Raw genomic sequence first — 20,164 nt, forward strand, 5'->3', positions numbered from 1 at the left:
CTTTCAGGACGGAAAGCGCCCTGTCGATACTGGATGCGTCCAGTGCGGCGCCGAGGGTGGAGCCGCACGTCGAGTGGGAGGCACGATGAGACTGCAACGAACAGACCACGCACCAGCCGCTGCCGAGCGGACGTGGGAGCAGGTCGTGCACACCGACCGCATCCGGGCACTGTCGTCGACCGACCCGGCGGACGTTCGCGTGCAGCCCGTCGACTCGACCTGCTGGCGGGTCGTGGACGCGGCTGCCGCCTGGGGCGACCCGGAGATGCTCATCGGCTTCGTCGAGCGCACCGCCGACGGGTTCGACTGCACGCTCATGGCGGCGCTGCACGAGCGGGAGCACACCTCGTCGCTGCAGGCGGCGCACGAGTACTTCGAACACCAGTGCGGCGGCCGGCACCTCGTCGACCACGGCTCCCGGTCCCAGCGATGACCGCGCTGGAGTGCGCCCCGCGCGCCCGCACCGCGAGACGGACCGGTGACGACGAGCGGGGCCAGGCGGAGTACGCCGGCACGGATGCGGAGTTCGCCCGTCGGGTGCTGCTCGGTTCCGGCGTCGGCGCGAAGCTCGAGTTCGACCAGCCGGAGCAAGGGCGGTTCCGGTTCCGCTTCCGGTCGCAGCGCGACTCCCACGTCGAGCTCGTGACCGTCGTGTCGCCCGGTCTGCACGGCATGTTCGACGCCGCCGGCAGGACCGTCATCGGCTGGACGACGGGCGGGTCACTGGAGGTCACCGTCGGCGAGCGCACGACGATCGCGCCCGCCGGCTCCCCGGTGCTCTTCCCGTCGACCGGACCGTTCCACCTCGGCGCACCGGAGGGCACACTGCGCCTGGTCGTCGTCGATGCGGACTTCAGCCGGAGCGTCCAGGGACTCGTCCGCGATCGTTCGTGCGAGGACCTCCGACTCTCGCTCGACCCCGACCCGGCCGCACTCCCCGCCCTCCGCTCGAGCATCCAGGCCGTCGCCACCGCGACCTCCGCTCCGGCGCGACCGCGCGGACTCTCGGTCCAGGTCCGGCTCCTCCAGGCGGTGCTCCGCGCCTACGGTCCCCGCTCCGTCGAGGACCCGTCGAGCGCCGCCGCGACCACGGTCCGCCTCGCCGACGCGTACCTCGCCGAGCACTGCCACGAGGACGTCACCCTGCCGACACTGAGCCGCGCGATCGGGGTCAGTGTCCGGACCGTGCAGAGCGCGTTCCTCCACGTCCGAGGCACCACACCGACGGTCTTCCTCCGCGAGATGCGCCTCGACCGGGTCCGGCTCGCACTCCAGGCCGCAGACCCAGGCGAGACCACCGTCGCGGAGATCGCCGCCACCTGGGGGTTCCGGCACATGGGACGGTTCTCGGCCGTCTACCACCGGAGCTTCGGTGAGTACCCCGCCGAGACGCTCCGACGACGCCCGGACGACGACGACCGGTGACGCGGACGGGTCGGATCGGATCGTGCAGGGTCGGGTCGGCCACTGTTCGGGATGCGCATCCGGACCCGTACCTGTTCGTCCTCCGAGGACGTCACAGCGTATTCTTCGACTCGGAAGCAACGACGATTCCGGCCATGCCTCGTCGTGCGTTTCCCCTCCAGCGCGACGGGCGAGAACTGCGAACAAGAGCCCCTCGTGACTGAACACCTCATCGAGTACGTCGCCCGAGACCGAACGGGCATCACCGCCGTCGTGACGACCACCAGCGTCATCGACGTCGACACCGTGATCGAACACATCCACTCCGGCCACACCGGGTACTACGTCGCCGCCGACTCGTGGAAGCGGACCCCGGTCCGGAGCCTGTCGTTCCTCGGCGGGGCCTACCTCTTCGCGAACTGGGACGGCTCGAAGCGGAACATGCTGCACGACCTGGCGTTCCACGCGCCGACCCGACCGGTCGAGACGAAGCCCGTGCCGGAGCCGCCCATCGTGCGCCTGCTGTCGGCGCTGTTCAGCCGCCGGTCCACGCACCGGCACCGCTCGACCCAGCGCTGAGTCGCGCCCGGAACGCTCCCAGCTGACGGCCTGGAGGCGCGGGGCGGCCCCGCACCGCACCTCCCGGTCCGCCCGTGGCGGCAGATGCAGGTGAGATGATCCGTCCACAGGTGAGATACCAGGTCTGAAATCCTGCACATCACCCGCTACGCTTCCGTCCAGGACGGGGGCTTCATGGATCACGGGTGGAACGTCGACATCGCCGGATCGAAGGCGGTGATCGACAAGGCAGCGAGTGCGGGCTCCTCGATGCAGGGCGCGGCGGTCGACGTGGACACGGCGCTCCGCGACACGGTCGCCGCGCTCACCGGGACGGACGCGGTAGGAGCGGCGCAGGCGCTCCTGGACGACCGGCGCGGGGACGCCATGACGGCCGTGCATGCAGTCGAGCGCGGGATCACCGCCGCGACCACCGCGATGCGTGCATTCGCCGAGGCCGACGCGACGATGGCCGGGGACACGACGACGGCGAACGCGAGCACCGACGGTCGGAGCGCGCCGTGAACCGCGGGCTCATCGACGAGAGCGCGCTGCCGACCATCGCCCCGACGAGCGGCACGGTCGTCGACAGCGCGACAGCGCTCCAGGCGTCGACGGCGCAGGTCCGGCGCGCCGCGACCGATGCGCGCGACGCCTGGGTGGGGATCGGCGCGGCGCTGTCCTCGCCCGGAGCGACGGACGCGCTGCCGATCGCGATGCACAGCGCGACCGAGACGGCCACCGACCTCGCGACGGCCGGCGCGGCCGTGGCGACGGCGCTCGACTCCTTCGCGCTCGACGTCGCTGCCGTGCGGAGGGCCCGTCGCTCGCTCGCGGCAGACATCGAAGAACTCCACAACAGAGTGGCGGCATCGGACAGCGATGACGCCGTTCCCGCCGAGTACCAGGCGGACAACGACGATCTCCACACTCGCGCCAGGCGACTCCGGACACGGTGGAGCACCGCCGAGGACGACCTCACCCAGGCGATCCGGGGACAGATCGGCGGGACGCCGCGCCTCTTCCCGGCGCTGAGCGGCAACACCCTCGCCGCTCCCTTCGCGATGGTCGACTTCGCTGCGGCTTCCCGCGCCTTCGGCGACGCCGCGACCCTTCCGCTGCTGAGCGCTCTCGCCGCGAAGGGACCCGATGCGCTCCGCGAGTGGGCCGCCGGCCACCCTGCACAGGCGCAGCGGATGCTCGACCACCCGCCAGCGACCGCCACCGTGAAGAAGTGGTGGTCGGGGCTCGGCGCCGACGAACGGTCTGTCCTCGTGACCGGGCTGTCCGTCGTCGTGGGCAACCTGAACGGTGTGCTCTACGCGGACCGGGGCCGGGCGAACCGGTACACGCTCGACACGGCGCTCGAGGAGGCGAAGGCCGAGCGACTCGAGATGTACCGGAGGGTCGGTCTCGGCGGTCCACTGAGCGATGCCGAACGGACTGGGTTCGACCTCCTCATCGAGCGGATCGCAGCACTGGAGGCGCTCGAGAAGACGTTGCTCTCCAGCACCGCTGCGTCGCCTCGCTCGATCGTCTCCCTGCGGCTCGGCCATCCGCCGCTCGCCGCCGTCGCCATCGGCGACCTCGACACGGCGAGCAACATCACGGTGAACGTGCCGGGGATGGGCAACACCGTCGCGGACAGCATGCAGGGCTGGACCGGCGGGGCGGAGAATCTCTACAACGAGCAACGCCATGCGGCCGCCGGGCTCGGAGCAGACCGCAACGTCGCTACCATCGCGTGGATGGGCTACGACACGCCGGACATGCCTCCGAGCCCCGAGGTCCTCATGTCCGCCAAGGCCCTGGCGGGCGCCGAGAAGCTCAGCTCGTTCCTCATGGGGGTGTCCGGCACTCGCGGATGGCAGGACGGGGACCACCTGTCCGTCGTGGCACACTCCTACGGCACGACCACCGCGACCCTGGCCGCGGCGAAGACCCCCGTGGCGAACCTGACGCTGCTCGCCTCGGCCGGGATCGACGACCGGGTGCCCGACGTGCACGCGGTCGAGGTGCCAACCGGGCACGTCTGGGCGTCCCAGGCCAAGTCCGATCTCGTCGCGAACGTCGGTCGAGGCGTGGTGGAGGTTCCGCGTCCGGGCTTCGGCGGGGACCAGCCGCTCAACACCGGGAATCCGTTCACGTCGAACCGCTCCCCCGTCCTGCAGCTCTGGAGCACGCACCCCCGCAACCCGGGCGACCCGGACTGGGGAGCTCGCACCTTCTCGTCCAACGACGAAGAGATCGATGGTGACGCCTACCCGGGCTCAGACGGACACTCCGCGACGCCAGCCACCGAGGCCGGCATCAACGGCAGAGAGGTCACTGGCAAGGGGTACCTCGACGCAGGAACCTCGTCGTTGTACAACACCGCGCGAACGAGCCTCGGGTTCACCCCGGAAGGCCGCAAGATCCCATGACGAAGCACCGCGCGTCCTCACTCATCCTCCCGGCGTTGGCAGCCTGCCTTGCGCTGTCGGGATGCGCGAACACCGCATCACCGAAGGAGTCAGCGATGTCAGGCACGGAGTCGACCGGCGCGAAGCGTGTCTGGGACAGCATGAACACTGCGGTCGAGGCTTCCCAGGCCATCGTCGGTCCGGGCTGGCTCGCGTCCGACACCGCGGCGAGGGCGTGCGGGGCGGACGGGGTGCAATGGGTCATCAACCGGTTCGGGCCCGGAACGCAGCCGGACGACCGCGTCGCGAAGCTCGAAGAGCTGGAGAGGCGCTGGGACGCGAAGGGGTGGAAGCCGGTCCGGTCGGACTTCGGTGGCGATGCGCCAGGTGTGATGCTGCGGTACCCCGCCGCGTCCTCGCTCGACGACGGGTTCTTCATCGAGTTCAGCACGACCCGGCACGGATCGACCCTGCAGCTGCAGACACCGTGCACGCAGGGGGTCGTCGACGACCTGAACCGCGAGAAGTACGGCGAGCGCCACACGAACACCCCGCCGGACATCCCCGGTGCAGCATCACCGTCCGCCTCCGCAGAACCGACCGAGGGAGCAACCCCGTGAGTGCCACCATGGGCAAGGACCACCTCGCCCGCGAGCAAGTCCGCCTGGACCGCTCACGTGGTCGGCGGATCGCCGGCCCCGGACTCGCCGCGCTCGTGCTCGGCATCGTCACCGTCGTCGTCCAGAGCACCTCGATCGACCTGCTCTGGGCCGGCGCGGTCTCCTCACTGGCGCTCATCGGTCTCATCGTGTGGACGGGCATCGCCCTGGCGAGGACCGACGGCCGCCGGCCACTCGCACGGACTGCGGGCATCGCCGGCATCGTCGTCGCGGGCTACGGTGTCTTCCAGTCGCTCGCCTTCGTCCTGGCGATGGTGCTGCTCGGCGGCGCAGTCTGATCCGCAGCAGTCCGACCCGCAGCGACGCTCGGTCCGACCGGAGACCCGAAGGAGCACCAGCATGGAGCACGTCGAGGTCGCGGTGATCGGTGCCGGCGTGGCCGGCCTGACGGCGGCCCGACTGCTGTCCGACGCCGGGCGCCGCGTGGTGGTCCTCGAAGCACGCGACCGCGTCGGCGGCCGGGTGCACACGGACCGTCGCGACGGCCTCGTCACGGACCTCGGCGCCTCGTGGATCCACGGCGTGGACGGCAGCGCAGTCGCCGACGCCGCGGCCGCGTTCGGGATGCGCACGACCGAGTTCACCGTCGGCGGCTACCAGGTCGACGGCCGGCCCATCACCTACCACGGCCCGGACGGCACCCGGCTCGGTGTCGAGGCCACGGCGCAGTTCGCCGCGGACGTGCACACCGTCGACCGTTCCCTGGCCGAGGTAATCGAACGGTCGGCCGCGACGGACAGCTACCACGACGTCGTCGAACGAGCCCTCGCGGAGCAGCGCTGGGACGCGGACCGGACCGAGCGGGTCCGCGAGCACCTCGAGCACCGCAGCGAAGAGCAGTACGGGGTCCCGAGCGCCGAGCTCGCGGCGCACGGACTCGACGACGACACGATCGACGGCGACGAGGTCGTCTTCCCCGACGGCTACGACGCACTGCCGGAGCACCTCGCCCGTGGCCTCGACGTCCGCCTCGGTCACGTCGTGCACGCGGTCTCCTGGGGGCCGGACGGAGTCGTCGTCACGAGCGACCGGGCCACCGTCCGGGCGGACGCGGCCGTCGTGACGGTGCCGGTCGGGGTGCTGCTGTCCGACGAGTTCACGATCACGCCACCCCTGCCCGAGCGGCACCGCGATGCCCTCGGCCGCCTGCGGATGAACGCCTTCGAGAAGGTCGTGCTCCGCTTCCCCACGCGGTTCTGGGACGACGACGTCTACGCGATCCGGCAGCTCGGACCGTCGGGGCGGTGGTGGCACTCCTGGTACGACCTCACTCGCCTGGACGGCGTCCCGACCCTGCTCACCTTCGCCGCGGGACCGGCGGCGCGGACGATCCGAGGGTGGACCGACGAACAGGTCGCCACCTCGGTCCTCGAGCAGCTCCGGCGGCTGTACGGGGACCGGGTGGGGACGCCGACCTCGGTGCACGTCACGGCGTGGCAGGACGATCCGTACGCCCGGGGCTCGTACGCCCACATGCTCCCGGGCTCGGCGACGAACGACCACGACGACCTCGCACTGCCGATCGGGGGCGTGCTGCACCTGGCCGGTGAGGCAACGTGGACGGACGACCCGGCGACCGTCTCAGCCGCCCTGTACTCGGGGCACCGGGCCGCGGTCGCCGTACTCGGGCGCGACGTGTCCATCGCTCGGCTCCATCCGGCGAGCGGCTCCGAACCCGCACCGCCCCAGCGCCTAGGCTGACGACGTGGTCACCGCACGTCAGCAGCTGTCCGCGCTGGTCCGCCCCGGCGAGCCGCCGCTCGTGCCCGACATGCCGATCGCCGAGTCCTCCCGGCACGCCGCGGTCCTCATCCTGTTCGGGGTGCTCGACCGGGTCCCGAGCGAGCGGAGCGCCGTCGACGACCGCGTCGGTCAGGACCTCGACGTCCTGCTGCTCGCCCGCGCCGCGACCCTCCGGGCACACCCGGGCGAGGTGGCGTTCCCCGGTGGCCGCATCGACCCGGGTGACGCCGGCCCCACCGCGGCCGCCCTGCGCGAAGCCCACGAGGAGACCGGGCTCGACCCCGCCGGCGTCGACGTGCTCGGCATGCTGCACCCGGTGCCGCTCTCGTTCTCTCGGCACCTGGTGACACCCGTGCTCGGCTGGTGGCGGGAGCGCTCAGCGGTGCGGGTCGTCGACGAAGGGGAGTCCGCAGCCGTCTTCCGCGCACCGGTCGCGGACCTGCTCGATCCCGCACACCGTGGCGTGACCGTCATCCGCCGTGACGGACACGAATGGCGTGGCCCGGCCTTCACGATCGACACCGGATCGGGAACCCACACCGTCTGGGGCTTCACCGCGATGCTGCTCGATGCACTCTTCGACCGGCTCGGGTGGGCCGAGCCGTGGGACCGCGCTCGCGAGATCCCGCTGCCGTCCGGGAGCGCCCGCCGCTGAGCACTCGCCGGAGCGAACGACGCAGCACGACGACGCGGCACGACGGCAGCACGACGACGCGGCAGGACGACGCGATCAGTCGCCGAGAAGCGCCGTCACCGCGTCCACGACGATCTGCCGCCGTCGCGCCGCCGTGACGGCCGGCACGAACGTCTCGAACTCGGGGCTGGCCGCGCTCCAGAACGCGGCCAGGTGCACCACCAGTCCGAGGAGCACGGGCGCTCGCCAGGAGCGCGGCAGGACCCCGGCCCGCTGGGCCCGTTCGACCTCGGCGATCGCCGCGGCGTCGGTGCTCACGACCGCCTCGAGCGGCGGCTCCGCGCCGCGCTCCAGACGGTGCCACGTCGCCAGTCGCGGCACCCAGGGGTGCTCCGTGAAGTGGTCGTGCAGCCGCCCGGCGGACGCCGCCAGGTCCTCGGTGTCGATCGGCACCGCGTCGAGGGTCTCGGCGACGGTCTGCGCGTACAGCGCGTCGAACAGGCCTTCCTTGCTGCCGAAGTAGTGGAAGATCTGCGCCTTGTTGCTCGCCGACGCTGCGGCGATGCGCTCGATGCGGGCGCCGCCGATCCCGACCGCGGCGAACTCGTCGCGCGCGGCGAGCAGGAGCTTCGCGCGCATCGCGTCAGCGGCTGGGGGCGTGAAGCGGGGCATGGCGTCCACCGTACCGAGCGTGTGGTCGCGTCGGGGCACCAGTTGCGGACCGGACGACGGACTGGAGGCGCGGTGCCAGCTGGCACCGCGCCTCCAGTCCGTCTCGTCCGTCGCTACGAGACCTCGTCGAACCACCACTGGTGTGGCGGTCGCCGCACCAGGTCCCCGGGGTCGGCGGCGATCCGCGGCCGGTCCGGACCGTCGACCGAGGCGATCACGACGACCCGGTCGTCGTTCGACCGGAACAGGCGTGCGTCGGCCGAGCCGAGTTCGGGCAGGGCGACCTCGCGCACCCAGGCGACCAGGTCGTCGCCCTGGCTCGGGGACGCGGCGGCCTCCCACATGAGGGTCGGGCGGCCGGCGCTCATCGTTCGAGGAGCGGCGGCACGCGCGGGATCTCCTCGGCGTGCTGCATGTCCGCCTCGGTCAGGCGGAACACCTCGGGGTAGGCGTCGCGCTGGGAGCGGCGGGCCGGTTCCGTGGTGCGCCAGGTGTACAGGCAGCGCTCGCACTGCCGGAGCTCCCAGACACCGGCGACGGGGCTGAGGGCGATCGTCTCGATCGCCTCGGCGCCGCAGCGGGGGCAGACGGACTGGGACGGGGACGCGGTCATCGCTGTGCTCCGATCATGGTCGTGAGGCGGGTGATCCAGTCCGCGGTCTCGGGGAGGTCCCGTGCGGGCTGACTGAAGTGGCCGCGGGCGTCCGGGGCCACGGGCGTCGTCGCGTCGATGATGAGCTTGTCCGTGATGCCGGACGGCGACGAGCTCGGGTCGAGGGCGACGACGGACATGTTCGGCAGCTGCACGAGGTCACCGGCCGGGTTCACCTTCGTCGACAGCGCCCACATCACCTGCGGCAGGTTGAAGGGGTCGACGTCCTCGTCCACGACGATGACCATCTTCACGTAGCCGAGACCGTGCGGCGTGGTCATGGCACGCATCCCGACCGCCTTCGCGAAGCCGCCGTAGCGCTTCTTCGTCGAGACGATGGCGAGCAGCCCGTGCGTGTACATGGCGTTGACCGCCTGCACCTCGGGGAAGTCCGCCTTGAGCTGCTTGTACAGCGGCACGCACGTCGCCGGGCCGATCAGGTAGTCGACCTCCGTCCACGGCATCCCGAGGTAGAGCGACTCGAAGATCGGCTTCGTGCGGAACGAGATCCGGTCGATGCGGATCACGGGCATGCTGTGGCCGCCGGAGTAGTGCCCGGTGAACTCGCCGAACGGGCCTTCGAGCTCACGCTTGCGGCCCTCGATGACGCCCTCGATGACCACTTCGGAGCCCCACGGCACGTCGAAGCCGGTGAGCGGTGCGGTCGCGATCGGGTACGGCGACTGTCGGATCGCTCCGGCCATCTCGTACTCGGACTGGTCGTAGCGGAGCGGGGTCGACGCCATCAGGGTGATGATCGGGTCGTTGCCGAGCGTGATCGCGATGGGGAGGTCCTCGCCGCGTTCCTCGGCGGCGTGCAGGTGCAGCGCGACGTCGTGGACGGGCACCGGCTGAATGGCGAGGCGTCGCTTCCCCTTGACCTGCATCCGGTAGATGCCGACGTTCTGCTTGTCGAAGCTGTCGGGGTCGTCGGGGTCGCGTGAGACGACGGCGGCCTTGTCGAGGTAGAAGCCGCCGTCGCCGTCGTTCAGGCGGAAGAGCGGGAGCAGGTCGAAGACGTTGATGTCGTCGCCCTCGACCGTGTTCTCGCGCCACGGGGCGTCCTCACGGCGCTCGGGTGCGACCGGGAACGCGTCCCAGCGGCGGATGAACTCGGCGACCTGCTCACGCGTCGTGGTCTGCGGGTCCATGCCCATCGCGATCGCGTGGTTCGGCCAGGAGCCGAGCGTGTTGAGGGCGACCGTGGCATCGGTGAAGCCCTGGATGTTGTCGAAGAGGAGGCCAGGGGCGGCCTCCCCGATCCGGCCGGCGGCGTTCGCGGCGGCGGCGAGGTCGGGCTCCGCCTGCACCTCGTCGGAGATGCGGAGCAGCTGCCCGTGCTCGTCGAGCGCGTCGAGGAACGACCGTAGGTCATCGAACGGCATCGGATGTCCTTCCTGGTTGACGGTTGTCGTGTGCCGGAGCGGCGCCGTCACGCACACGCTCCGCGTGGAGTCCCTCCCAGCGCCGGGCGCGGGGGTGGGGCAGGTCGAACTGGTCGAGGACCCGGGCGACGACGTGGTCGACGATGTCGTCGACGGTCTCCGGGTGGTTGTAGAACGCGGGCATCGGCGGCACGATCCGGACGCCGAGTTCGGCGAGTGCCGTCATGTTCTGCAGGTGGATGGCGCTGAGCGGGGTCTCCCGCGGGACGAGCACGAGCTTCCGGTGCTCCTTGAGGACGACGTCTGCCGCTCGGCCGAGCAGTTCGTCGGCGTACCCGGCGCGGATGCCCGCGAGGGTCTTCATGCTGCACGGGATGATCACCATGCCGTCCGTCCGGAACGACCCCGAGCTGATGGACGCGGCCTGGTCGCCGGACCCGTGCACGACGTCGGCGAGGGCTCGCACCTCGGACACCGAGTACGGCGTCTCGAGCTCGATCGTCGTCCGCGCCCAGCGGGAGAGCACGAGGTGCGTCTCGACCTCGGGGATCTCTCGGAGCGCCTGCAGGAGCGCGACGCCGAGCGGCGCCCCGGTCGCTCCCGACATGCCCACGATGAGTCGCATGGCCCTCCTTTTGTTCGTATGCGAACTATCTGTCAGGAGTGACTGTACTCTGTTCGTACACGAACTACAACCGCTCGGAGGCCTCCGTGTTCGACGACACCGCGTTCCACCTGATGCGCGTGATCCTGCAGGAGCACGGGGCCAGGTGGGCGGAGCGGCTGCCGGACCTCACGAAGCCCCAGTACGCCGTGCTCGAAGCACTCGACGACACCGGCGGGCTCGATCAGAAGGCCGTCGGTGAGGCGAGCGCGACGACGAAGGCGACGCTCACTGAGATGCTCGGCCGGATGGAGACCCGGGGGCTCATCGAGCGCCGCGCCGACGCGGGTGATGCTCGGCGGCGGCTCGTCCTGCTGACGTCGGCGGGCGCTGCGAAGCTGCGGGAGGCGCGGGTCGTCGCGGGGGCGCTGGAGCGCGAGATGCTCGGTGCGCTGCCGTCGGACGAGGTGGCGCGGTTGACGGAGACGCTCGCGGCGCTCCGCGGGGCGCTGCGGCTGCGGAGCGACGGGGCGTCCTGACGACGGACCGGAGGCGCGGTGCCAGCTGGCACCGCGCGGTCAGTCCGCCGTGCGCGCCGCTTCTTCCTCGTCCGCCGGAGCCGGGTCCCGGCGCATCCGGACGAGGCTGGCCACGGTCGACGCCGCCATCGCGACGACGATCACCACGAGCGACACCCACGTCGGGATCTCCGGCGCCCAGGCGATGTGCTCGCCGCCGTTGAGGAACGGCAGCTCGTTGCCGTGCAGTGCGTGCAGCACGAGCTTGACGCCGATGAACGCGAGGATGAACGCGATGCCGTACTTGAGGTAGACGAGCCGCTCGAGCAGCCCGCCGAGCAGGAAGTACAGCTGCCGCAGCCCCATCAGGGCGAACACGTTCGCGGTGAACACGATGAACGCGCTCTCGGTGATGCCGAAGATCGCCGGGATCGAGTCGAGCGCGAAGAGCAGGTCGGTCGTGCCGATCGCGATGAGCACGATGAGCAGCGGCGTGTAGTGCCGCACCCCGTCGTGGGTGGTCCGGAACTTCATCCCGTCGAAGGTGTCGGTGATGCGCACGCGCCGGCGCAGCAGCCGGACGATGAAGCTGTCCTTCTGCTCGTCGTCGTCGTCCTCGCCGCGGAGCTGCTGGATAGCGGTCCACACGAGCCACGCGCCGAAGATGTAGAAGATCCAGGAGAAGTTCTCGATGAGCTGCGCCCCGACGAGGATGAAGACCCCGCGCAGCACGAGCGCGATGATGATGCCCAGCATGAGCACCTCTTGCTGGATCTTCTTCGGCACGGCGAACCTCGCCATGATGATGACGAACACGAAGAGGTTGTCGATGCTGAGGCTGTACTCCGTCAGCCAGCCGGCCAGGAACTGACCCGCCGGCTCTCCCCCGGCGAAGTACAGCATCGCCAGCGCGAAGACGAGCGCGAGGCCGACGTAGACGCCGACCCAGATGCCGGACTCCTTGAGCGTCGGGACGTGCGGACGGCGGGCGACGATGACCAGGTCCGCGAGCAGGATCGCGACGAGCGCGATGATCGACCCGACTTCGAACACGACGGGGAGCTCGGGCATGCGGAGCCTTCCTTGCAGGGTGAGAGTTCGTGCAGCCAGTGCGACGGCGGAGTCCAGTGTCCCGGAAGTTCCGCCCGCTCGCGAACCCGCTGGCCAGACCCCGCGTCCCTACACGGACGCCTCGGTCCCCCGCGTCACACCGACGCCTCGGTCCCCCGCGCCTTCCCGACCACGACGTCGACGATCCCGGCGAGCAGCGCCGCCGCGACGAACCCGAGCGACACCCCGAGCGCCAGCGGCAGACCCTGCGAGTAGTCCCCGTGTGAGTCGGCGAGCGCGGAGTAGAAGACGCTGCCGACGGCGGCGATGCCGATCGCGGAGCCGACACGCGCCCCGACCTGGATGAGGCCACCCGCCGAGCCGCCCTGCTCGACCGGCACCTCGGACAGCGTGAGCGTCTGGTTCGGCGAGATGGTCAGCCCGGAGCCGACACCAGCCACGAGCAACGGGAGGACGAGCCACCACCCGAGGTCGGACCGGTAGTGGTTCGCGACGACCCAGATCACACCGCCGAGGCCGAGCAGCACCAGGACCGTCCCGACGACGATGAGCTGTCGACCGAACCGGTGCACGACCCGCCCGCCGATCGTCGAGGCGATCCCGGACCCGACGGCGAAGGCGACGGAGGACAGCCCCGCCTGCAGCGCCGAGTAGTGCAGACCGGACTGCAGCGCGAGCGTCAGGACGAAGAACAGCGGGGTGAACCCGGCGAAGTAGAGCGTCGCGAGTCCGACGCCGAGCGAGAACGACCGACGCCGGAAGAGCCGCAGGTCGATCACGGGCTCCTTCGTGCGCTGGTACCGCCGCTCCCACAGCACGAACACGACACCCAGCACGACGGCCACGACCACGAGCCACCACTTCGCGTTGCTCTTCCACTGCTCGGACTGCACGAACGGCAGCAGCAGGGCGACCACGGCGGCACCGAGCAGCGCAATCCCGACCGGGTCGAAGTCGTGCTTCCGCCCCCGTTCGGCGCGGGCCGCGGTCGGCAGGTAGCGGAAGGCCAGGAGGATCGTGACCAGCCCCACGGGCAGGTTCACGAAGAAGACGAACCGCCACCCGTTCTCCGTCCCGAAGGCCGTGATGAGCAGGCCGCCGACGAGCGGGCCGATCGCGGTCGCGATGCCGACCGTCGCGCCGAACAGCCCGAACGCGGTGCCGCGTTCCTTGCCGCGGAACAGCTGCTGGATGAGCGCGGTGACCTGCGGCGTCAGCAGACCGCCGGCGAGGCCCTGCACCAGGCGGGCGATCACCAGGACGATGCCGTTCGGGGCGAAGCCGCACAGGGCACTCGCCACGGTGAACAGACCGACCCCGATGACGAACATCCGTCGGCGCCCGGAGACGTCCCCGAGCCGCCCGCCGGGGACGAGCAGGAGCCCGAACGACAGCGCGTAGCCGGAGAGGATCCACTGCACCGCCTCGGGCGAGGCCCCCGGGAGCCCCTTCGAGATCGACTGCAGCGCGACGTTGACGATCGACACGTCGAGCAGGACGATCCCGCCGCCGAGCAGGCAGATGACGAGGGCCTTCCAGCGGTTCGGGTCCGGCTGGTCGGTGGGAGCCGCATCGGGCTCGACGGGTGTGCGCGGTTCAGCAGTCATGACGCCCTCACGGTAGGCGCGTGCGCCGCCGGGGTCCGCGGAGACCGCGCTTCCCGTCCGACTCGCAGGGCGACCTGAGGACCCCCACAGCACCGCGCCTCCCGCCGTACCCCCGCCCGCCGTACCGCCGACGGGTCCGCCCCGTAGTCTCCAGGGGTGCCCACCGACCCGGCTCACTGGTTCCTCGCCCGCGACGAGCGCGGCAACACCGCCACCGAGGTGCACTCCGGCGGCGGTGACGGTGGTGGTCCGGCCTGGTCGGAGGGCAACCTCGTCCGCCCCCTGGTGCACGGCGGCCCGTACTTCGAGCGCCTCCACGCCGAGCTCTCCGCACTGCGGCCCGGCGACCGCGTGTGGTTCACCGACTGGCGCGGTGACGACGACGAACGGCTGCTGCCCGACGGCCCGACGATCGGCGACCTGCTCGCCGACCGTGCCCGCGCCGGCGTCGAGGTCCGCGGCCTGATCTGGCGCTCCCACGGCGAGCGCATCTCGGCGTCGCTCAGCGCCCGGGCGAACGAGCTGCTCGGCCGGAAGATCAACGACGCCGGTGGCGAGGTCCTCCTCGACCAGCGCGTCCGGGTGTTCGGCTCGCACCACCAGAAGTTCTTCGTCATCCAGCACCGGGACGACCCGGCGCACGACGTCGCCTACGTCGGCGGCATCGACCTGTGCCACAGCCGCCGTGACGACGCCGCGCACGAGGGCGACCCGCAGCACGTCTCGATCGACGCCCGGTACGGCGAGCGCCCTGCCTGGCACGACGCCTCGATGGAGCTCCGCGGTCCGGTCGTCGCCGACGTCCTCGCGGTCTTCGCCGAGCGGTGGGACGATCCGCACCCGCTCGACCGGAGCCTGCCCTACCGGATGCTCCTGCAGCGTCTGACCCGGATGCCGCGCCACCCGGAGCCCCTGCCCGAGCGGACTCCCCCGCCACCGGTCGCCGGGGACCACGCCGTCCAACTCCTGCGGACGTACGGGGTGAAGCGCCCGCCGTTCCCGTTCGCGCCACAGGGGGAACGGAGCATCGCGCGCGCCTACGCCAAGGCCTTCCGCACGGCCCGGTCCCTCATCTCCATCGAGGACCAGTACCTGTGGTCCCGCGAGGTCGCCTCGGGCATCGCGGAGGCCCTCGAACACAACCCCGAGCTGCGCGTGATCATCCTCGTCCCCCGGTACCCGAACTCCGACGGCGTGCTGAGCGGTCCCCCGAGTCGCCTCGGCCAGATCGACGCGATCCGCGAACTCCGCCGCACCGCCCCGGACCGTGTCGGCGTCTTCGACCTGGAGCACGAGTCCGGCCGGCCGATCTACATCCACGCCAAGGTGTGCATCGTCGACGACACCTGGTTCACGATCGGGTCCGACAACTTCAACCGTCGCTCGTGGACGACGGACAGCGAGCTCACCTGCGCGGTGGTCGACGGGCCCGACGGCGACGGGTCAGTCGCGCGGGACCTCCGGTTGCAGCTGTGGGCCGAGCACCTGGCGACGACGCCGGACGACCCACGGCTGAACGGCTCCGGCGCCGAGCTCCTCGCGCTCTGGCGGTCCCGCGCGCGAGCGCTCGACCACTGGCACGAGGACGGTCGGCCCGGCCCGCGGCCGCCTGGTCGTGTCCGGCAGCACGAGCCGGAGCCGGTGTCGGCGCTCCAGCGGTTGTGGGCCGCGCCCGCGGCGAAGCTCGCGGTCGACCCCGACGGTCGGCCACGCCGGTTGCGGGGCTCGACCCGGTTCTGACGGGAGGCGCGGTGCGGGCCCGACCCGCGCCTCCAGGCCGTCATCGGTGACCGTCCACCGCCGTCCCCTCCGGTGGTCCCGCAGCAAGCGGGCCGCCGCACGGCGGCCGTCGTGATGTCATCCGTCGGGAGGACGCTGCGGTCCGCGACGCGCCCCTATCGTTGGGCGCGCGCTCCGGCGCGACGAGGGGAGCACGACATGTTCGAGAACCTGGGCGGCACACACGTGCTGGTCATCCTGGTCTTCCTGGCGCTCGAGGTCCTCGCGCTGGTGCAGGTCTGGCGGGACCGCCGCCGCAGCGACCTCGTGAAGGTCCTCTGGACGGTGGCGATCATCGCGCTCCCCGTCATCGGCGTGCTCGGGTGGGCCGTGAACTGGTTGCTCGGCCGCGCTGCCGACCGCCTGAACCGGTCGAGCGGACCCACCGCGTAGCGGGAGCCGTCCCCACCGAGCACCGAAGTGTTGCGTGACGTCGTCGGGAGTCACCACGGCCAGCGCTTGACGCGCACGATTCCGCCGGAAACGGGCAACTTTCCGTCCGACGCTTTTCCCTAGGCTCGTGTCAGGATCGCGCCGCGCGCCCGATCCCGCCGCACCGCAGCGGCCGACCGATGACGGGAGGTTCGACATGTCGCAGTTCGTCCAGGGGTTCGACCAGGATGCCATCGTCGGTGAGCCCGAGGTCGTCGAGGACCACCGGACCGTCCGCGAGGTCGCCGACCACCCCGCGTGGCTGCGGCTCAAGGACGCCGTCGTGTCGTTCCGTGCGCTGCAGACGGCGGACGGCTCGGTACCCGACCCGTCGGACCACGCGGCTGCGTCCGGACAGCTGGCCACGATCCTCCAGGCAGTCGCCGAACTGGCGCCCTTCTTCCCGCACGATGCGTCGTACCTCGTTGCGCTGCAGCGCGACTTCGAACGGTGGGGAGCAGAGGGGTTCGGGGTCCCCGACTTCCTCGACTCCCTGAACGCGTTCCAGCCGCAGCAGCACCGTGTCGACGGACTCGGCCACCTGGTCGTGTTCCCGATGGTCACGCAGAACGGCAGTTCCTCGCGGTTCGTCGAAGCGCTCCTGGTCGAGGTCATCTGGCCCGAGTTCATCGCCGCACTCGAGGCCGGCGACCACGACAACGACCTGTTCGTCGCGCTGCGCTTCGTCGACTTCACCCCGGGCTACGACACGAACTCGGCGGTGCTCTTCCCCGAGACGGTCGCGATGCGGGAGATCCCGACCTTCACCTGGGGCGCGATCTTCCAGGACCGCGAGGCCGCCCGCTACCGCCGCGTCGTCCGGGCCGCCGCGGAGATCACGAAGCTGGAGCTGCCCGACGAGGCCGCCGCGATGCTCGACGACCAGCAGCTCACGGAGCAGGTCTTCGTGATGTGGGACATCATCCACGACCGCTCGCACATGCGCGGTGACCTGCCGTTCGACCCGTTCATGATCAAGCAGCGGATGCCGTTCTTCCTCTACTCACTCGAGGAGCTGCGCTGCGACCTGACGGCGTACCGCGAGTCGGTGCGGCTCGACCGCTCGCTCACGGAACGACCCGACGACGAACTGTCCGACGAAGAGCGAGCGATCCGCGACCACGCGCGCCTCGTGCAGTACGCCGTCGTCTTCGACCGGATCTTCCGCTTCGCGATCACCGGCAGCCGTGTCCGGAACTACGACGGGCTCGGCGGACAGCTGCTGTTCGCGTGGATGCACCAGCACGGTGTCCTCCACTGGACGGACACGCAGCTCACGATCGACTGGCCGGAGGTCCCGGACGTCGTCATCGCCCTGAGCGACGAGATCAACGAGCTGTACTGGCGGTCGATCGACCGGCCGAAGGCGGCGCACTGGCTCGCCGCCCACCGGATGCTGGCGCGGACGCTCACACCGCACCCGGCGTCCGTCTGGGCACGTGGATTGCCCGACGAGACGCTCGCCGGGCTGCCGAGGGGCTACACCGACGCCGTCCTCGACGACGAGTTCCCGCTGTCGATGTTCTACGAGGCGCTCAACAAGAAGATGGCGGCGGTCATCGCGTCCACGGCCGGCATCACGGGGTCGTCGTCGGTTGCTCGGTCGGCTGCTCCGCCGGTTGCTCCCTCGGTTGATCCGTCGGCTGCTCCGCCGGTTTCGGGCGTCGCCGCGTGAGCGGCGGGTCCCTGGCCGGCCGCCTGGTGCTGATCGCGGGAGCGACCAGCACCAGCGGCGCGGCCGTCGCGCGGGCACTCACCTCCGCCGGCGCGACCGTCGTCGCGGTGGGCACGAGGCCAGACGGCCTGGAGGCGCTGCGAGCCTCCGTCCCGGGCAACGCCGCCGGCGTCGACCTGACGAACACGATGGCTGCCACGACCAGCGCCGCCGGCATGCTGTGTGACGCCAGCGGCAGCAACACCGACGGCAGCTACGGTGACGGCACCTACTGCACGGACACAGCGAAGGTCACGACCCGCTCTGGCGCGTCATTCGAGGCCCGCAAGTGGGTCGCCGGCACCGCATCGCTCGGCTGGTACGACACCCGCAGCAACAGCCACGTCGCCACTGGTGCGGCCAGCTGCCCCGTCCACACCGGTCCCGACGGTACCGAGTACACGTCCACACCATGCATCGCGCTCGTCGGGCCCGGCGACCGCTTCGACTACGTCCTGTCCGTCGTCAACGCTGGCACTGAGCCCGCCACCCACATGACGATGGTCGATGACCTGCCCGTCCACGGAGACAAGGGTGTCATCGGCGCCGTCCGTGGCACCGCATGGGACCACCGCCCCACCCTCGCCACTGCAGCGACTCTGGTTGGGAAGGGCACCGCCAACATCGGGTACACCGCGGCGGAGGACTACTGCACGAAGGACCTCGACTTCACGTCCAGCGGCTGCGCTGATGGGGACTGGTCGAACGACTTCACCACAGACGCCACCGCGTTGCAGGCGCAGTTGGACTTCACCGCTGACCCTCTTCTTCCGGGCGAGAGTGTGCAGTTGCAGTTCGCGATGACCACCCCACTCGAGGTTGCTGACGCCGGCACGCCGACGATCGCGTGGAACTCGTTCGCGCACGCCGAGACCACGCAGCAGGCCAACGGCAATCCGCGCGTCCTGGCACCGATTGAACCGATCAAGGTCGGTGTCGCCACCACCTACGGAGTCCTGTCGATCCACAAGACCGTCAGCGACAACCCCGGGAACCTTGATCTCAGCGATACCACCTACGAGATGGCGTACCAGTGCACGCTCACCCCGACCCGTGGCCAGCAGCAGACCGTCGCCGAAGGCGCGGTGTCTCTCACAGCGGACGAGACCAGAACGGTCGACCACATCCCGGCCGGCGCGTCTTGCGCCATCTGGGAGACCGACGCGAAGGGTGCCGTCTCGGACGCGGCTGACCGTGATCATGCGAAGACGATCACGATCGAACCGCGCTACACCGCGGACGACACCACGACCGCAGCAGTGACCGTGAACAACACCTACCCCATGGGGCACCTCACCGTCACCAAGCAGCTCGCCGGCGCCGGCGCAGCTTCCGCGAAGGGCCCCTACGAGATCGAGGTCACCTGCACGTACCAGGGACACAATGTTCCGGGCTCTCCGCAGACACTCACCTTCGCTACCGCCGGGACGAAGACCATCGACGTCCCAGTGGGTGCGGACTGCACCGTTGAGGAAACCGCTACCGGCGGTGCCGACGAAACCACAGTCGAACCCGAGGGCGGGATTACGATCCCTTCGGCTGGCGATCAGAGCGCAGTTGTCACGGTGACGAACACCTTCACCACCGTCCCCGTCACCCCGGGTGACAGCACACCGACGCCAGCACCCACCACGACCCCGCATGTCGGCAGCTCAGGCAACGGTTCAGACAGCGGCACAGGCACCGGCACCGGCACCGGCACCGGCACCGGCACGCATACGGAACCGCAGGTTGGAGCGCTCGCGTTCACCGGCGCGAACATCGGCGCCGGAGTCATCGCCGCGGCCGCGCTGCTGCTCGTCGGGCTCATGCTCCTGCGGGTACGCCGCCGCAACGGGTAGCACCCGCCGGATTGCGGAGCGGGGTGGGCAGGAACGATGCATTCCTACCCACCCCGCTTTGTCATGTCACTTTCGCCGCTGCCGCGTCATGAACGGCGCCAGCCGCCGTTTTCCTCTGCGACAACACCAACAGGGACCGGTCGGGCGTTGTCGCCCGTCCGTCTGCCCACAGCGCACAGCAAGGAGCACCGATGACAAGCGGAGGACGGCGATGGCACCGGGAACGGTTCCGCCTGCGCGGCAGCGTGCAGGACCTGCTGTTCGTGGCCTGCGATTGCGAGTTCAGACGGAATCACGACTACGTCGAGTGGCTGCACCTGCCCGGCAACGAACAGCGACTGCTTCGTGCGCTCCAGGTGTGGGCGGCGGGTGCACGCTCTGGCGGTGCTGGCCCGCTGGCTTCTGAGGCGGGGCCGTGATCCAATGGACTCACCCCCTGAACATCTGAATGGTTGCCCCATGCGTCCT

At 70.7% G+C, this 20,164-nt stretch carries 21 protein-coding genes; 14 read left to right on the forward strand and 7 right to left on the reverse strand.

Features of this window, described 5'->3' with window-relative positions; all coding sequences use genetic code 11:
* Positions 1–85 precede the first annotated feature (85 nt).
* The 9 genes from DEJ28_RS15085 to DEJ28_RS15125 all read left to right on the forward strand — a co-directional run bounded on the left by DEJ28_RS15085 (position 86) and on the right by DEJ28_RS15125 (position 7,442).
* A complete protein-coding gene (locus DEJ28_RS15085; protein ID WP_181433866.1) occupies positions 86–433 on the forward strand; it encodes a hypothetical protein in 348 nt (115 codons plus the stop codon).
* Entirely contained in the window at positions 430–1,425 is a 996-nt protein-coding gene (locus DEJ28_RS15090; protein ID WP_181433867.1) for an AraC family transcriptional regulator, read from the forward strand. Before DEJ28_RS15085 ends, DEJ28_RS15090 begins: the two co-directional genes overlap by 4 nt.
* 195 nt (positions 1,426–1,620) lie before the next feature.
* Positions 1,621–1,983, forward strand: a complete 363-nt coding sequence (locus tag DEJ28_RS15095; RefSeq protein ID WP_146248929.1) for a hypothetical protein — start codon at positions 1,621–1,623, stop codon at positions 1,981–1,983.
* Positions 1,984–2,157: 174 nt separating this feature from the next.
* On the forward strand, positions 2,158–2,487 hold the full coding sequence (locus DEJ28_RS15100) for a hypothetical protein (RefSeq protein WP_111117282.1): 330 nt from the start codon (positions 2,158–2,160) through the stop codon (positions 2,485–2,487).
* Entirely contained in the window at positions 2,484–4,385 is a 1,902-nt protein-coding gene (locus DEJ28_RS15105) for an alpha/beta hydrolase (RefSeq protein WP_111117283.1), read from the forward strand. Before DEJ28_RS15100 ends, DEJ28_RS15105 begins: the two co-directional genes overlap by 4 nt.
* Before the next feature lie 95 nt (positions 4,386–4,480).
* Positions 4,481–4,984: a hypothetical protein gene (locus DEJ28_RS15110; RefSeq protein ID WP_111117284.1), complete on the forward strand. Its 504-nt coding sequence runs from the start codon at positions 4,481–4,483 to the stop codon at positions 4,982–4,984.
* Positions 4,981–5,322 (forward strand): hypothetical protein, encoded by a 342-nt coding sequence (locus DEJ28_RS15115; protein ID WP_146248930.1) that lies wholly within the window; start codon positions 4,981–4,983, stop codon positions 5,320–5,322. Before DEJ28_RS15110 ends, DEJ28_RS15115 begins: the two co-directional genes overlap by 4 nt.
* A 61-nt stretch (positions 5,323–5,383) precedes the next feature.
* Positions 5,384–6,745 (forward strand): flavin monoamine oxidase family protein, encoded by a 1,362-nt coding sequence (locus DEJ28_RS15120; RefSeq protein WP_111117286.1) that lies wholly within the window; start codon positions 5,384–5,386, stop codon positions 6,743–6,745.
* 4 nt (positions 6,746–6,749) lie between these two features.
* Positions 6,750–7,442 (forward strand): NUDIX hydrolase, encoded by a 693-nt coding sequence (locus tag DEJ28_RS15125; protein ID WP_502866932.1) that lies wholly within the window; start codon positions 6,750–6,752, stop codon positions 7,440–7,442.
* 75 nt (positions 7,443–7,517) lie between these two features.
* Here DEJ28_RS15125 and DEJ28_RS15130 read toward each other — a convergent pair whose 3' ends face one another.
* The 5 genes from DEJ28_RS15130 to DEJ28_RS15150 form a co-directional block, all read right to left on the reverse strand.
* Positions 7,518–8,093 (reverse strand): TetR/AcrR family transcriptional regulator, encoded by a 576-nt coding sequence (locus tag DEJ28_RS15130; RefSeq protein WP_111117287.1) that lies wholly within the window; start codon positions 8,091–8,093, stop codon positions 7,518–7,520.
* A gap of 113 nt (positions 8,094–8,206) precedes the next feature.
* On the reverse strand, positions 8,207–8,461 hold the full coding sequence (locus DEJ28_RS15135) for a hypothetical protein (RefSeq protein ID WP_111117288.1): 255 nt from the start codon (positions 8,459–8,461) through the stop codon (positions 8,207–8,209).
* Entirely contained in the window at positions 8,458–8,706 is a 249-nt protein-coding gene (locus DEJ28_RS15140) for a non-oxidative hydroxyarylic acid decarboxylases subunit D (RefSeq protein WP_111117289.1), read from the reverse strand. Before DEJ28_RS15140 ends, DEJ28_RS15135 begins: the two co-directional genes overlap by 4 nt.
* On the reverse strand, positions 8,703–10,130 hold the full coding sequence (locus tag DEJ28_RS15145) for a non-oxidative hydroxyarylic acid decarboxylases subunit C (protein WP_111117290.1): 1,428 nt from the start codon (positions 10,128–10,130) through the stop codon (positions 8,703–8,705). The genes DEJ28_RS15140 and DEJ28_RS15145 overlap by 4 nt, the downstream gene beginning before the upstream one ends.
* The gene (locus DEJ28_RS15150) at positions 10,117–10,791 is read right to left on the reverse strand and encodes a non-oxidative hydroxyarylic acid decarboxylases subunit B (RefSeq protein WP_502866958.1); all 675 of its coding nucleotides are present in this window, start codon (positions 10,789–10,791) and stop codon (positions 10,117–10,119) included. The genes DEJ28_RS15145 and DEJ28_RS15150 overlap by 14 nt, the downstream gene beginning before the upstream one ends.
* 2 nt (positions 10,792–10,793) lie before the next feature.
* Here DEJ28_RS15150 and DEJ28_RS15155 point away from each other — a divergent pair, with 2 nt between their 5' ends.
* On the forward strand, positions 10,794–11,273 hold the full coding sequence (locus DEJ28_RS15155; RefSeq protein WP_220034678.1) for a MarR family winged helix-turn-helix transcriptional regulator: 480 nt from the start codon (positions 10,794–10,796) through the stop codon (positions 11,271–11,273).
* 39 nt (positions 11,274–11,312) lie between these two features.
* Here DEJ28_RS15155 and DEJ28_RS15160 read toward each other — a convergent pair whose 3' ends face one another.
* Positions 11,313–12,323 carry a TerC family protein gene (locus DEJ28_RS15160; RefSeq protein WP_111117292.1) on the reverse strand — a complete coding sequence of 337 codons (1,011 nt, stop codon included), beginning with the start codon at positions 12,321–12,323 and terminating at the stop codon, positions 11,313–11,315.
* 134 nt (positions 12,324–12,457) lie between these two features.
* On the reverse strand, positions 12,458–13,930 hold the full coding sequence (locus DEJ28_RS15165) for an MFS transporter (protein WP_111117293.1): 1,473 nt from the start codon (positions 13,928–13,930) through the stop codon (positions 12,458–12,460).
* A gap of 156 nt (positions 13,931–14,086) precedes the next feature.
* Between DEJ28_RS15165 and DEJ28_RS15170 the strand changes: the two genes are divergently transcribed.
* From DEJ28_RS15170 to DEJ28_RS15185, 4 genes are all read left to right on the forward strand, one after another.
* The gene (locus DEJ28_RS15170) at positions 14,087–15,670 is read left to right on the forward strand and encodes a phospholipase D family protein (protein ID WP_146248931.1); all 1,584 of its coding nucleotides are present in this window, start codon (positions 14,087–14,089) and stop codon (positions 15,668–15,670) included.
* Between the two features lie 198 nt (positions 15,671–15,868).
* Entirely contained in the window at positions 15,869–16,102 is a 234-nt protein-coding gene (locus DEJ28_RS15175) for a PLDc N-terminal domain-containing protein (protein ID WP_111117294.1), read from the forward strand.
* Between the two features lie 196 nt (positions 16,103–16,298).
* Positions 16,299–17,816: a DUF6421 family protein gene (locus tag DEJ28_RS15180; RefSeq protein WP_220034679.1), complete on the forward strand. Its 1,518-nt coding sequence runs from the start codon at positions 16,299–16,301 to the stop codon at positions 17,814–17,816.
* Positions 17,813–19,696, forward strand: a complete 1,884-nt coding sequence (locus tag DEJ28_RS15185; protein WP_220034680.1) for a DUF5979 domain-containing protein — start codon at positions 17,813–17,815, stop codon at positions 19,694–19,696. Before DEJ28_RS15180 ends, DEJ28_RS15185 begins: the two co-directional genes overlap by 4 nt.
* Positions 19,697–20,164: the final 468 nt, after the last annotated feature.

Origin of the sequence: Curtobacterium sp. MCPF17_002 (genome assembly GCF_003234115.2) — a bacterium.
Lineage (GTDB): Bacteria > Actinomycetota > Actinomycetes > Actinomycetales > Microbacteriaceae > Curtobacterium.